This is a genomic window from Methanosarcina vacuolata Z-761 (assembly GCF_000969905.1).
GTDB classification, from domain to species: Archaea; Halobacteriota; Methanosarcinia; order Methanosarcinales; family Methanosarcinaceae; genus Methanosarcina; species Methanosarcina vacuolata.
In genome coordinates this window covers 4,490,416-4,505,752 of the sequence record NZ_CP009520.1, presented here as the reverse complement: position 1 = coordinate 4,505,752, position 15,337 = coordinate 4,490,416, and the positions used below count along the sequence as shown (strand labels likewise).

10 protein-coding genes are annotated in these 15,337 nt (G+C 36.2%); 5 read left to right on the top strand and 5 right to left on the bottom strand.

Translation table 11 applies throughout. From position 1 onward, the window contains the following. Positions 1–1,171 precede the first annotated feature (1,171 nt). The 4 genes from mfnA to MSVAZ_RS21910 all read left to right on the top strand — a co-directional run bounded on the left by mfnA (position 1,172) and on the right by MSVAZ_RS21910 (position 7,088). Complete coding sequence (gene mfnA, locus MSVAZ_RS18600) at positions 1,172–2,359, top strand: tyrosine decarboxylase MfnA (RefSeq protein ID WP_048123435.1); 1,188 nt, start codon at positions 1,172–1,174, stop codon at positions 2,357–2,359. 876 nt (positions 2,360–3,235) lie between these two features. After that, on the top strand, positions 3,236–4,330 hold the full coding sequence (locus MSVAZ_RS18595) for a CBS domain-containing protein (RefSeq protein ID WP_048123433.1): 1,095 nt from the start codon (positions 3,236–3,238) through the stop codon (positions 4,328–4,330). Positions 4,331–5,055: 725 nt separating this feature from the next. After that, on the top strand, positions 5,056–6,606 hold the full coding sequence (locus MSVAZ_RS18590; protein WP_048123431.1) for a TraB/GumN family protein: 1,551 nt from the start codon (positions 5,056–5,058) through the stop codon (positions 6,604–6,606). A gap of 284 nt (positions 6,607–6,890) precedes the next feature. Next, the gene (locus MSVAZ_RS21910) at positions 6,891–7,088 is read left to right on the top strand and encodes a pentapeptide repeat-containing protein (protein ID WP_084626256.1); all 198 of its coding nucleotides are present in this window, start codon (positions 6,891–6,893) and stop codon (positions 7,086–7,088) included. A gap of 199 nt (positions 7,089–7,287) precedes the next feature. Here MSVAZ_RS21910 and fhcD read toward each other — a convergent pair whose 3' ends face one another. The 5 genes from fhcD to MSVAZ_RS18565 all read right to left on the bottom strand — a co-directional run bounded on the left by fhcD (position 7,288) and on the right by MSVAZ_RS18565 (position 13,737). Further along, positions 7,288–8,181, bottom strand: a complete 894-nt coding sequence (fhcD, locus tag MSVAZ_RS18585; RefSeq protein WP_048123428.1) for a formylmethanofuran--tetrahydromethanopterin N-formyltransferase — start codon at positions 8,179–8,181, stop codon at positions 7,288–7,290. 1,222 nt (positions 8,182–9,403) lie between these two features. Next, the gene (locus MSVAZ_RS18580; RefSeq protein ID WP_048123426.1) at positions 9,404–10,324 is read right to left on the bottom strand and encodes a CheR family methyltransferase; all 921 of its coding nucleotides are present in this window, start codon (positions 10,322–10,324) and stop codon (positions 9,404–9,406) included. Positions 10,325–10,591: 267 nt separating this feature from the next. Then, positions 10,592–12,445 (bottom strand): chemotaxis protein CheA, encoded by a 1,854-nt coding sequence (locus MSVAZ_RS18575; protein ID WP_048123424.1) that lies wholly within the window; start codon positions 12,443–12,445, stop codon positions 10,592–10,594. Positions 12,446–12,627: 182 nt separating this feature from the next. Next, positions 12,628–13,092, bottom strand: coding sequence for a response regulator (locus MSVAZ_RS18570; protein ID WP_084626199.1), 465 nt, complete (start codon positions 13,090–13,092; stop codon positions 12,628–12,630). Positions 13,093–13,371: 279 nt separating this feature from the next. After that, positions 13,372–13,737, bottom strand: a complete 366-nt coding sequence (locus MSVAZ_RS18565; protein WP_048123422.1) for a response regulator — start codon at positions 13,735–13,737, stop codon at positions 13,372–13,374. A 1,150-nt stretch (positions 13,738–14,887) separates the two neighbouring features. Between MSVAZ_RS18565 and MSVAZ_RS18560 the strand changes: the two genes are divergently transcribed. After that, entirely contained in the window at positions 14,888–15,262 is a 375-nt protein-coding gene (locus tag MSVAZ_RS18560) for a response regulator (RefSeq protein WP_048123420.1), read from the top strand. Positions 15,263–15,337: the final 75 nt, after the last annotated feature.

Here is a 15,337-nt window from a genome sequence, read left to right as displayed (position 1 = left end):
TCTACCATAAAAACCAACGTTATATAACTTATTATAGCTGAAACAAAAAATTATGAATTCCAGAATCAATGGAGGTTGAATTTAAACCCTTCCTTTCGAATGGAAGAAGTTATGAAAATTAGAATATTTTTATATAAAATTAAAGAATAAAAATTTTGAGATAAAATTAGAATCATGTAAATCAAATCACCTGTGAATAAAAGGGTTTACAGAGTTTAGAAAATAGAAAACTTTAGATAAATTTTAAAACTCAGAATTATTTGCATTGAAAAAGTAAGAAAAAGATAAAGAAAATAAAAAAGCTAGGAAATTAAAGAAAGTTAAGAAAGTTAAGGAAATCAAAGAAAGATAAACAAAGAAAAGAGTAAAAAATAGGGTAGACCCCCTAATTTCCACTGGAACGTTTATATAACCCCCAGACCCCATGGTTTCCATTAAAGAGATTGGAAGTTCTAGGCAGCAAAATAAAATAAGATTTTATTTGCTTATCAGTAAAATAATGTTGTTTAGTTATAGAGTTAATACTATATATAATTTATTATTAAAAAGGCTAGTTTGTTTTTGGAGAAGTTTTATACAATAGAGAAAAAACTGATTATATGTATTCATCAAATGTTTATCAAATGTTTATCAAATGTTTATCAAATGTTTATCAAATGTTTATCAAATGTTTATCAAATGTTTATCAAATATATTCATTGTACTGATGACCTGATCTATCAGAAAAAATATTGTTTAGCATGAAAGTTCTTTTAAGTACTTTCATTTCTTTGTGCTTGTGATTAGAAGAATTTTATGTGCGTTTTCAAAAAACTAATAAATCTAAGCTATATGTTCTGATAAATTCACATTTCTATACCTACAAAAATCTCTCCACTCGAAATATAGGGGTCTCCCTCTTAAGCAGACATTATTATGATATCTTAACATACATTCTTAGGACTTACGCACTTGAGGAACAAAATCAATTACGACAAAAACTGTGGATTAAAGTTACGTTTTAAACAGTTAACGGTTCGATGCTGTTGATTTTTCAGTTCAACTGCGTAAGTCCTAATTCTTTTTTTTAGATTTTGGATACTTCCTTGTCCTGTTGTTAGGAGAGGTACTTGGTAATTTAGCAGTTGTATTCCATAAGTATTTTAAATAAAACTGGTTTTACTTTATCCACATGAATGAGCAGGGTCTTTCTGAGAAAGAGATATTTTCCTACTTGGAAGATGTAAAGTCAGAAGATACGGATTACTACAGGGTTTTAAGTTCAATGTGCACTCACCCGCACAGAATCGCGATTGAGGCTCACAGGCTATTTATTGAGGCTAACCTGGGCGACCTGGGACTTTTTGCAGGTGCCCACAGACTGGAACAAGAAGTTATCCAGATGCTGGGAGAACTTCTTCATGCTCAATCTGTTGAAATTCCTTCCGGAGATTCATGTGAGAGTTCGGTTTGCGGTTATCTTACAACAGGAGGCACGGAATCTAATATTCAGGCTATAAGAGGCATGAAAAACCTCGTGACTGAAGACGGGAAAAAGTCAGGTGAGATCCTCAATATAGTTGTTCCCGAGTCAGCTCACTTCTCATTTGATAAGGTCGCCAATATGATGGGGATTAAGGTTAAAAGAGCTCTTCTGGATTCTGAATTCAGGGTGGATATCGCATCTGTGGAAAGTCTTATAGATGCAAACACTATCGGACTCGTAGGGATAGCAGGAAATACAGAATTCGGACAGATAGATCCGATTGAGGAACTTTCAAAACTTGCTCTTGAAAATGAGATTTTCCTTCATATTGATGCAGCTTTCGGAGGGTTTGTGATTCCATTCCTTGAAAAGCCATATTCTTTCGATTTCAAAGTTCCAGGTGTTACCTCCATTGCAATAGATCCCCATAAGATGGGTCTTTCCACAATTCCCTCGGGTGCCCTGTTATTCAGATCTCCTTCTTTTATGGACTCACTTAAGGTAAATACTCCATATCTTACAACAAAGGCTCAGTTTACTCTCACAGGAACACGTAGTGGAGCTTCGGCCGCGGCCACTTATGCCATTATGAAGTATCTTGGACGTGAAGGATATAGAAAAAATGTACAGTACTGCATGCAGCTTACTGCTAAATTGGTCAAAGAATCTCGAAAATTAGGTTTCGAACCTCTGATCGAGCCTGTAATGAACGTGGTAGCCCTGAGAGTTCCGAACCCTGATCTTGTGCGGGAACAGCTCCTTAAGAAATTTGATTGGAACGTCTCAATTACTCGCAACCCAAGGTCTCTTCGCCTGGTCCTGATGCCTCACAACACATCCCGCGATATAGACGAATTCCTGCAAGATCTGAGAAAAGTAACAGCAGAACTTTAATTAACAGCAGAACTTTAATTGACAGCAGAATTTTAATTGACAGCAGAATTTTAATTAACAGCAGAATTTAAAATCTTACTTCTTTCTTACTTACATAATTTCTTCGGTTTTTGCTCAACTGTTTTAATTTGCTATTGCGTATTAGTCGTGTCTCATCACGTACAAACAGATATGTATAATTATCGCCAAATAATAACTGAGGTCAGTTATCTTTATATCAGGTAATTTGATCAGGTGAATTTTTCAAGACGACTTTATGAGGGAAAGTTAATTAGAAGGGTTTAGAAGCAGAATTTAGTGAACTTACAAAGAGTTTAAGAGCAGAGTTTAGTGAACTTACTAAGAGTTTAAGAGCAGAATTTAGTGAACTTACTAAGAGTTTAAGAGCAGAATTTAGTGAACTTACGAAGAGTTTAGAAGCAGAATTTAGTGAACTTACTAAGAGTTTAAGAGCAGAATTTAGTGAACTTACGAAGAGTTTAGAAGCAGAATTTAGTGAACTTACGAAGAGTTTAAGAGCAGAGTTTAGTGGACTTATGAAGAGTTTAAGAGCAGAGTTTAGTGAACTTACGAAGAGTTTAAGAGCAGAGTTTAGTGGACTTATGAAGAGTTTAAGAGCAGAGTTTAGTGAAATTACGGACAGCTCCAGTGGAATTTATGAACAGAACTACCTATAAATTTTGACTCCTGATGAGCTGTGTTATTCGCGACAGTCTGAACCTGATATTTTAAGTTCAGATCTAACTTTACCTGATTTAGCGTTAACCTGATTTAGCGTTAACCTGATTTAGCGTTAACCTGATTTAGCGTTAGTTCATATTCAACGTTTAGCCGTCTTCTTAATACTATAAAAATGAAAATGGGGGTATTTACTTTATGAAATCGTCAGTGAAAATCGGGAGTGTTATGGGTATACCTATCAGGCTGCACATAACTTTTCTTCTCATATTACCCATATTTGCTTATGCGTTTGCGATCAACCCGCAACCTTTTGGTTTTGAAGGAGTTGAGCCGTCTATCACAAGATATTCGCTTTCAGTCCTGACTGCCATCCTGCTTTTTGCTTCGATCCTTGTACATGAACTTGCACATTCATATCTAGCAATGCGTTACGGGGTCAAAATTGAGAACATCACTCTCTTCCTTTTTGGAGGAGTGTCGTCTATGGAAAAGATACCCCGAAAACCTGAACAGGAAGCAAAAATGGCTTCTGCGGGACCCCTTACAAGCCTTGTAATAGGCTTAGTCTGTCTTTTAGTATACGGAAGTTTCATTTCCCCTAACCCTATGCTTTCTCAAAACCCGGTATACCTTGTTATTTGGATTCTTGGGGTTATGAACCTTATACTCGGGATCTTCAACCTGCTGCCTGCTTTTCCAATGGATGGGGGTAGAGTACTTCGCTCTTTCTACGCGAGAAGAATGTCCTATGTGAAAGCTACCCAGAGTGCAGCATCTGTAGGGAAATTTTTTGCTGTTCTTATGGCAATTTTTGGAATTCTCGTAGGCAATCCCTGGTTTCCTTTGATCGCGCTCTTTATTTATGTCGGCGCGTCTGAAGAGGAACGCTCTACTCGGGCTGAGGTGACACTTGAAAATATTAGGGTCAGGGATATTATGACCAGGAATGTGGTTTCAGTCAGTCCTTCCATGAGTGTGGACGACCTGGTCAAATTCATGTTTGAGAAGAAACATATGGGTTACCCTGTTATGGAAGGGGACAGCCTGAAAGGAATTGTGACGTTTACGGACATCCAGCATATTCCTCCTGTTGACCGCCCGGCGGCCCAGGTCTCGGATATTATGACCAGAGATGTTATCTCGGTATCTCCGGATGCGCAAGCCGTTGATGTCCTGAGACTTATGTCCTCTAAAAATATTGGAAGAGTTCTTGTTATTGATAACGGGTCGATTGTAGGAATACTCTCAAGAACGGATCTTGTAAGGACTCTGAAACTGAGGTCAGAGTAATTCTTAAACACTCTAGATTAGGGAGATTTCCGAGTAAGAAAATTCTTAAGTAGAATTTATCAAGAGGAAATTATCAAAGAGGAAATCATCAAAGAGGTTTTACAGGGAGTTAATCAAAAAAGACTTGTTAAAATAAGGTTTCATTAAGGTTTCATCAAAAGATATTTTTATCAAAAGATCATACTCTATTAAATTTTTCATAACTCATGTTTTACCAAATTGTATTGGAATATATTAGATAAGTTTATAAACAATTATATAAATTAAAAATTATAAATATTATGTATAAAACCTGAAGATAACAAAATATGAATCTGAGAATAAAACCTGAAGATAACAAAATATGAATCTGAGAATAAAACCTGAAGACAACAAAATATGAATCTAAGAATAAAACCTGAAGACAACAAAAAATGAATCTAAGAATAAAACTCTGAAGACAACAAAATATGAATCTAAGAATAAAACTCTGAAGGCAAAAAACATAAATCTAAGAATAAAACCTGATAGCAGCGAAATATGAATCTAAGAGTAAAACCTGAAAGCAGCAAAATATAAATCTCTGGCAGATAATTACCACCAGTTAACTATCTGCTTATAGCTAAGTTTTTTTATAGCTTGGTTATTTTATGTGAAGAATTTAATTACTCATGCAATTAACTGTAGTCCTTCAAGGGACATGCTTTCACGCATCATCTTAACGTGTCGCAGCAGAGAGATTAACAATGAGCAAACCTGAAATTACAGATTCTCAGGACAAGGACCCTGACTACAATTTTTATAGTACATCTCAGGAGTCAATAAGTTCATCTCAGGAGTCAATATATTCTATGGACAAACTTGTGACCGAATCCGCAGAAAACTCCACTTCTGTCGGAAAGTCTAAAATTTCTGGTTCTTCAATTAACATGCCGCAGGAAGAAAAAACTTCTGTGTCAGCATCCAAGATAGAACCCGATAAGCTTGAAACCAAGCTTGACATAAGTTCCGAAATTATTGCAGAACCTATTCCTGATTCGGCTTCCGAAGTTTCAATTCCTTCACCTTCTCAATTTTCGGATGCGCATCAGGCTGAATATCAGCCATCAAAAGTTGTGCTTATAGGAACCGCCCACGTCTCTGAAAAGAGTGTTGCCGAGGTCAAGGCCGCTATAAGGGATCTGAAACCTGATATTGTAGCTGTCGAGCTTTGTAGGGGACGTTATGATTCCCTGAAGGGTAATGTGCAGGAAAAGCAGGTGCCTATCAAGGACATTCTTACTGAAGGCAAGGTTTACTATTACATGATTCACTGGCTGCTTGCCTATGTACAGAAAAAGATCGGCGACGACATGGGTGTAAGGCCCGGAGCCGAAATGCTTGCTGCAATCGAGGAAGCCGAGTCTACAGGAGCTAAAGTTGCCTTAATTGATAGGGATATTCAGGTGACCCTCCAGCGTTTCTGGGGAAAAATGAAATTCCTGGAAAAAGTCAAGATGATCTTTTCCCTTTTAGGTGGCTTAATAGGAATAGGAAAAGGAACTGACATAGACATTGATAAAATTACAGAAACCGACGTTGTAACTGGCCTCGTAAATGAACTTAGAGAATTTGCCCCAACTGCAGCTGAGGTTCTCATTGATGAAAGGGATGCATATCTTGCAGGAAGCATCCTTAAGGTTGCCGCAGGTGGAAACAAAACTGTTGTCGTGGTAATTGGAGCCGGGCATAAGCCAGGAGTAACTGAGTACCTGAAGAACCCGAAAAGCGTTCCTCCCCTGAATAGTCTTATGCAGGTTCCAAAGAAACGTATAGGTCTTGGAAAGATTGTTGGCTTTGCTTTTGTCGCCGTTATAGTTGGATTCTTTTTACTACTGTTGCTTTCTGGTGTTCCACTTAAACTCCTGTTAATAGCCTTCGGATGGTGGTTTATTATTACAGGAACTCTCAGTGCAATCGGTACTTTACTTGCAGGTGGTCATCCTTACTCAGTTCTGACTGCTTTTTCGGTTGCCTGGCTAACCACTCTGCACCCTCTTATTGCTGCAGGCTGGTTTGCTGGTCTTGTCGAAGCGAAACAGCGAAACCCTACTACTGCAGACATAAAAGCTCTGGCAGGAGTAGAAACCTTCAAGGAAATGTTCAAAAATAAGTTCATGCGAGTCCTCCTTGTCGCAAGCTTTGCAAACATAGGAAGTATGACAGGGACCTTCGTTGCAGCTTATGTCATGATGCATGTAACTGGCATTGACCCGAGAGATGTTTTACTTTCTGGGTTTAATGCAATTGGACTCTAAAGTCTTTGATATAATCTTTGATATCTAAAGTCTTTGATATAATCTTTGATATCTAAAGTCTTTGATATCTAAAGTCTTTGATATCTAAAAGTCTTTGATATCTAAAGTCTTTGATTTTTTTATATTCGATCCTATATTCTGTGATTATCATTACATAAGGGCTAAAATAGAAAATAAAAAAAGAATAGGCTCTTCGCTTTTTTGTATGGATTGAAAATAATTGTTTAGTTAGAAAGCATTAAGATCAAATATGAAAAAATTGAGCTTGAATGTGATTTTCAACAATAACTGTTTTCATATATCATATATGCTATTTTAATAACTGCTATTTTAATAACTGCTATTTTAATAACTGCTATTTTAATAACTGCTATTTTAATAACTGCTATTTTAATAACTGCTATTTTAATAACTGCTATTTTAATAACTGCTATTTTAATAACGGCTATTTTAATATTGCTACTTTAATATTGCTACTTTAATATTGCTACTTTAATATTGCTACCTTAGCATTTGGCATGAAAATTCTTGGCATGAAAATTCTTTCAACTACTTTCATTTCTTTGTGCCTGTGATTTAGAAGAATTTCATGTGCGTTTGAAGTTAAATGCAAGTTACCCACTCGAAGTAGCGACGAGCCAAGAATAGAGAAAAAAGTAAAAAAAGAAAAAGTTTTAGAGCTTAGAAGAGCTCATGCAGTTTAAACTGATATTTACCCAGCTTTCCGCCGTAGTTTCCTGCTGAGATTTTCTTAACGCCCGGAACAGTTACAGCGGCTTTAATTCCTGCTTTCATGGCAGCTTTTATGCTTTCTTCATCAAGCCCGTTGATGACTATTTCATAAACAGCATTGACATCTGCCGGGATTTCAGTGTTTTCAACCTTATCCTTTATGGAAGGGCAGAATTTTTCATTAGCAGTAGCTTTCAGGAACTTGTATTTGTTTGCTCCGGATTTGGATCCGCTGGATACAATGCCGCCAGGGAAGGGGGTAATTGTACCTTCAAGCTCTCCAATTGCATCAACAGCAACTTCGGCTGCGGTCAGGGCGGTCATCTGGGAGTCTCCGAAGATGAAAAAGTTTCCGCCTGCAATTCCAGCTACAGCTCCAATATTTTCCTCGTTCAAGAAGTCTCCTTCCATGATAGGAATTTTGTGCATCTTGCGGCCTTCAATCTGGACTTCTGACTCCATACCATCTCCGAAAAATCTGAGTTTAGCACCAATGGCAAACTGCTTTTCAGCCTCAGGTAGCCCGTTGAAAACTGCAGTTGTAGGGGCTGTGAGGACACATTGTCCAATTCTTTGAAGCAATTGTCCTTCCAGAGCTTCATATTTAAAATTACATATCTGAATGTAAACTCCAGGCCTGCCATCGGGAGTCTCACCGGGACTTGCTAATCTCTCAATTCCAGCTTCGGCAGGACACATTATAACGGATGTTGCAAAGCCTATAGCTTCAGTAGCTGCTACAAGGGCCCAGCGCTTGGTAGCAGCTGTTATGAGTACCCGTGCAATCTTGATCGGAAACGCTTCTGCATATGTATCTTCGATTTCTACTCCGTTGATTTCCATAAAAATCTCCCATTTGCTTAATTATTGTTATCTTGAAACTAGTATCTTGAAAATTTATTTATTGGTCACATGTTAACTCTGAATCGACATCTTTTGATGAAAAGCTATCAAAGATTATGCCAAAGAGTATGCTCAATAATTAAATTGCCATGACATTAGTTTACGAATGATCAGGTTTGGTTCCCTGTTTTCTAGTCTTCTATAAGCTTTCAGAACTTTTCAGATCTCTTACAGAATAACTGAGAATATAGTGTTTACTCAAAGGGTTACTCAAAGAATTTTAGAGCAGTGCTCAGAGTGTCATCTAAAGCGTACTTAATGTATCTTAATGTATACTTAATGTATACTATGGTCACGAGGCTAAATAATGCAACTTCCCAATGAGATATAATGATGTTTTTTTGTTGCAACAATTACAGGCATGACTATAATACGTACTTCAAGTGCACTCATGGTATTATCTAAAGTATAACTTAATTTGTTGCTTAAAGTATACTTAAAATATACTAAGAGTGTACTTAGGTAGACTCAGAGTAGGTATACTCAATGTGTCACTTTACCTTGGATCTAGCCTCAGATACACATTTAAAGTTTTATGCTACTTTTATTTCTTTTGCTTTATTAATGGAACTAATAATGTGAATTATAATATTTATATCAGATATATAATTTTGGCATGAAAGTTCTTCCAAGTACTTTCATTTCTTTGTGCCTTTGATTAGAAGAATTTCATGTGCGTTTTCAGAGAAAAGATGAAGAAACGAAAGTGAATTCAAAAATGAACAGTTTGAAAAAATGACTTGTTTTAAAAATCTGAATTTTAAAAATCTAAAATTATTTATCAATGTTGCTTCTTCTCTCAAAACAGTCCTTAAAAATAATCCTTATTAGGAGATCACCAGTAGAAGTATCAAGGGTTGCTGTACGTCCGTAATTTTTGCCGGTATCCTCGTGTTGTCTCCTAAAATTATTTCACAGATTCTAAACTGTACGAAAGTTAAATAGGCGATAAAGCAGCAGGTAGGCATAAGTCAAATGTTGAGTAATTCCAACTCATTTGAGTAAAGGAGAACGATCATATAAAATGAAGCAAGCTTGAAGTTGAAATGAAATAGTTGGGTTATCTGTATACATGATATAATTATTAAACTAAATTAAAAAAGTGAACTAATTTTGGGATAATACAAATTCCTCAGGTTCTTGATCTTCCATAAATTTCCTTTTAGATTTCCTTTATGTACAGGCGCTCTCTTGTATTATAAGATCTAAAGAAACTTGATGCAGTCTCAAGCAGTGTTTCGGACTTTCCTATTATAAAAAATCCTCCTTTTTCGAGAGCCCTGTAGAAACTAAGCTGTAATTGCTCTTGAATCTCCTTTTTAAAATATATCATTACGTTTCGGCAGACAATAAGATCAAAATGATCGATTCTGGGATCTGAAATTAAATCGTGGCGTTTAAATTGCGTTATATTCTTAACCTCGTCTATTACCTGATAATTATCTCCCTGTTTGAAGAAATAACGTTCTTTTGTGCCTGGATCAAGATTTTTAAGTGAATTCTCATTATAAATGCCCTTTTTGGCTTTTTCCAGACTTTGAATATCAATATCCGTCCCTATAATTCTTATTCTATACTTATTAAAGTCGTTTTTCAGGGTCCTGTGCAGCAGGATAGCAAGGGAATAGGCCTCTTCTCCTGCCGCACAACCAGCACTCCAGATGCGAATTGATCGGATAAATAGTCCTGATCTGTTTGTAACAAGAGAGGGAACGACATCTTTTTCGATTATTCTGAAGGTTTCGGGATTTCGGAAAAACTCACTAACATTTACAGTGAGAGCATCAAGAAGAAATTCGTATTCTTCCGGATCTTTCTTTAAAAGTTTCAGATATGCTCCATAACTCTCAGAATTGGTGGCGCGAACGCGCACGTTAATTCTACGCTTGAAATGAGCTTCCTTATAATGTTCACAGTTAAAGCCGGTGTTTCCACTAATAGTTCTCTTTAATAATTCAAAGCCCGGGTCTTTTTCTAGATTTTGATATGTTTTTATCCCTCTATTTATCTCTTTACTTTTCCCTTTATTTTTCTCTTTATTTATTTCACTATCATTTGCCTTTCTAACTGGACCGTTATCCATTTTTTCACCGGCAGTACTTTTATCCAGGTTTTCTTATCCAGGTTTTCTTATCTAGGTTTTCTTATCCAGGTTTTCTTATCCAGGTTTTCTTATCCAGGTTTTCTTATCCAGGTTTTTTCATCCAGGTTTTTTATCCAGGTTTTTTATCCAGGTTTTTTATCCAGGTTTTCTTATCCAGGTTTTCTTATCCAGGTTTTCTTATCCAGGTTTTTTTATCCAGGTTTTTTATCCAGGTTTTTCTATCCCCATTAATGCTTCCTACGTATCTCAAATAAGGGAGTTAACATCGATAATTAAAATAACGTTTCCGTCGCCCAGAATTGTTGCTCCTGCAAATCTTCCGGTATTATCAAGAAGCTTACTTTTGAAGCTTTTTACTATTACTTCCTGTTTTCCAAGCAGCTCATCTACGACTACTCCAATATATTGCCCGTGTTTTTCAACCATAACTACGAAAATATTGTTCTCGTTGTCATCATCAGGTAGCTGAAACTGCTTTCTCAATCTTAAAAGTGGAAGAATTTTATTGTCTATTAAAATGACTTCCTGTCCTTTGATATGCTTGATTTCCTGCGAGCTAACTTCAATGTTTTTCACTATGTTTGTGAAGGGAATTGCGTACTTTTCCTTTTCAACTCTTACCAGCATGGCCTGATAAACCGCAACGGTTAAAGGGAGTTTCAATTCGAACCTGGAACCAAGTCCAGGCTTTGACTCAACTTTTACGGATCCTCCAAGGCGTTCAACTCTGTTTTTTACAACATCCATCCCGATTCCCCTTCCGGAGATATCTGTAACACTATCAGAGGTACTGAGACCTGGAGTAAAGATAAGCTGCATTGCTTCCTCTTCCTGAAGCTGCTCCGCACTTTCTCTTGAGATAATTCCTTTCTTTAATGCAACTTTCCTGATTTCGTTAGTATCTATTCCACATCCATCATCTTCTATTCTAATAAGGACAAAATTTTCCTGTCTTGAAGCTGTAACCAGTATAGTACCATTCTCTTTTTTCCCAAGTTTCACACGCTTCTCCGGAATTTCTATTCCGTGATCTACTGCATTTCTTAACAGGTGAACCAGGGAATCCCCGATTTCTTCGAGAATAGTTCTGTCGAGCTTGATTTCTTTACCCTTGATTACAAAATCAATTTTTTTATTTTGTACGCGTGCAAGATCTCTGATCATTCTGGGATAGATATAGGTAATATGGTCCAGAGGTACCATTCTTGCCTCGATCACTTCATCTTGCAGTTCTCTTGTTAGTTTATGAAAATCTGAAAGTGCAGCCTCAAGCTCCTTGGATTGCAGGTTGCGCGTAAGCTCGTTTATTCTGCTCTGGTTAATTACGAGCTCGCCCACGAGATTCATCAATTTATCAAGCTGCTCGGTACTGATTCTGGGGTTCTGAACAATTTTCACTTTAGGATTTGATTTTGGATAAGCTGGAGTTTTTTCTTCTTTTTCTGGCCGATATATTTCTTTCGCGGCATTTTTTACTTTATTAGTTTCTTCAGTTTTTGATATTTCTTTATCTCTAATGCATTTTTTTCCGTTATCTTTTATTTTCCAGCCTTCTTCTCCGCCTTCTTCTCCACCTTCTTCTCCACTTTCTTCTCCACCTTCTTCTCCGCCTTCTTCACTTTCTTTCTCTGCAGGCAGGGATTTATCTCCGGCATTTTGAATGGAAGCGTTTTCAGGAGAATCGTTTACTTCCCTTAAGGCTTTTAACACTTCGTAGACATCAGTATGGGACTCGTTTTTAGTCTCCCCATCTTTTTCTCTTTTTCCGGGCTTATTTCCCTCACTCTCACAGACATTTTCTAAAAGCTCCTCAAGGGCATCCACACATACCAAGAGAACATCAATCAAAGAAGAATTAAGTACAATTTGCCGTGTACGCAGTCTGTCTATCAAACTTTCCATTTCATGCGTTAACTCTACAATTTGTTTGAACCCCATAGTTGCGGCCATACCTTTGAATGTATGAGCTGCACGAAATAACGTATTCATCTGTTCCGCATTTTCAGGATCAGTCTCAAGCACCAGCAGGGAATCACTCAACTCTTTGATATATTTCTCAGACTCTGCCCTGAAAATGCCCATATATTTTGACATATCCATAATTTTCCCTGCTTTTTTGGAAGTTCAGATTTTCCTTTTTTCCTTTTTAGATGATTTTTCAACACAGAATTCAATGGGATTGAATTCTAGATTAGGTCTCGTATTCAATTATGGTTTTTAGTCCCTATTTCTAGTTTAATCCTAACATTTGTTTAGTTTCTATTTCTGTTCAGCTTTATACTCTAATTTTTTTCTTTTATTGATGTCCGGTTTTTCCTCCTATTTCGCATGAACTCCAGATTTTCAAGATTAGCTTTTGCAGCTGCACGGGTTTTTCTGCAAATTTCTTCTGCAATATCTGGTATTCTCTGACTGAGAATCCCTTCAGGCTTCTTGATTACATCCACTGCTCCGTATTCAAAGGCTGTAAGCGTAATCTCCTTAGCTCTTTCCCCAGGGGCTGAAATCATTACAACAGGAGTTGGGCACTCTTTCATAACCCGCGCAAGAGTCTTAAGGCCGTCAAAAATAGGCATAACATTGTCTAGAAGAACGACATCAGGCTTTAATTTTTTAATTTTTTCAAGGCCGTCCTTTCCATTGAATGCCGTTCCTATAACTCTGAGATTCGGGTCCTGACTGAGAATATCGGAAAGGAATTTGCGAATTAAAGCAGAATCAGTCACTATAAGTGCGCGGATAGTCATCTCAAGCACTTTTCTTCAAATATAATATTTATTTTAATAGTTTTGTCTTTTAATAGTTCGTCTTTTGATAGTTTCGTCTTGTAATTTTTATTTAACAAAAGTCTAATTTGACATAATTAGTGCAGCTTCAATTGTTTTATTCAATACAGCTTCAATTGTTTTATTCAATACAGCTTCAATTGTTTTATTCAATACAGCTTCAATTGTTTTATTCAATGCAGTTTCAGTTAATGCAATTTGATTTAATAGTACTGATTTACAATCAGACTCAAATCGGATCTAATTCGGTTCAGCAATTTTTCTTATTACATCGAGCATTCCATCAGGCTCAAAAGGCTTTACTATAAAACCCATAGCTCCTATTTTCATTGATTCAGTTATGAGGGCCTGTTGACCAATGGAAGAACACATTACTATTTTTGCCTTAGGGTCCATAGTAAGAATTTTTTGCAGTGCCTCTTTTCCATCCATATCTGGCATAATTATATCCATTAACACAATATCGGGCTTTACTTCGAAATAAATCTGAATTGCCTCTTCCCCATCATCGACCTCAGCAACAACTTCATGTCCGTGAATCAGAAGAATATCTCTAATAATCATCCGCATAAATTCGGCATCGTCCACGATCATAATTCTGGCCATTCATTTCCCTTCTTCCGTTCTTGAACAAGCGACAATATCGGATGATATTTACACTTTTATTTTTTGGAATGTTCGACACCTTATTTTTATCTTTGCAGAAGTTTGCCTTTTGCTTGCATATTCTACACAAACCTATGCCATGAATCAAAGGACCTAATTCAAAAATTATTCAGGGTTAACATATGTAACCAGTACAGTTTATTTGTTAAGACATATTTATCCAAATTGTGTAGAAAAATATATGCGAGACCTGCTATATTAAATTTTTTAATTGTCTTTATAATGTCAGAAAGCTGAAATTTATTTAGATTCTCTAGTTAATTGACATGCTAATAAATTATTTGCAAAAGTTGTCCACTCTGTCCCAATCTTCAGCCGAGTTCCGGTTTTGATCTTCAAATTTAAATAATGCATTAATTATATTATGTTTTGTAAATAAAGCGTTTCTCTGTTTGTTTTAGATTTAATCTGGGAGTAATTTCAGCTCTTTTCTACCACAGTAATATCCAAAACGAACCTTGAATTTAAATAAATTATTTTTATCACTATTTATATATTGATAATATGAATCTAAATCTAACAAATAAATTTATATTTTCTTAAACTTCATATATTATTGTAAATTGAAACTAACCTCGGGAATATTTATAGGCCTAAGGTATACTTGTTGAAGATAGAATAATATCTCCATAACTTTATGGCCCTGGTTTTAGGGAAGACTAAGGTATACATGTAAAGATACAAGGAAAGATTTTCATTTTACATTTTCTTGTTTCAGACCTTACTTAAAAAATTCATTATTTACTAGTGTCGAATCAACTGCAAAATGTCGCATAAAATCAATTACAATTATTCGGAATCAGTGAATCCTTGAAAATTGACGCGACACTAGAAAACTCAATGCATTAGAAAACTCAATGCGTTAGAAAACTCAATGCATTAGAAAACTCAATGCGTTAGAAAACTCAATGCGTTAGAAAACTCAATGCATTAGAAAACTCAATGCGTTAGAAAATCCGTTACTTAGCATTTATTTGACAAAATTTCATTTATAGTATCTTGTTTACAAAAAAATCTCGTTTATGAATCTTATTTATAAAAAGTTCAGCTTACAAAATCTTCAAGCAACCCCCCTTAGGAGGAGATTTGAGTGCCTGAAATCCTGATTGTTGAAGATAACTTACTTAATCTGACCGTTGAAGCAGACTTACTTAAGTCCTTTGGACATGAGCCGAAAAAGGCGAAAAATGGTTTTGAAGCTCTTGAAATTCTCAATAAAGCAAAAATTGACCTGATATTACTTGATATGGAACTTCCGAAAATGCACGGTCTTGAATTGCTTCAAAAAATAAAACTCAACCCTGAAACTCGGGGTATAAAGGTAGTTGCAGTCACAGGTTACTCTGATCCTGAATGTAAAGAAAAGTTCCTTAAGGCTGGATGTTATGCTGTTCTTGCCAAACCCATAAACTTTGGCGACTTTGGCTCACAGGTCGAGTATTTTCTTACAATAGCGGACTCTTGAAGATATAATTTATCCACAGTCTTTGCCGTAATTCATTATGTTGCTCAGGTGCGTAAGTCCATAACATATATGCAA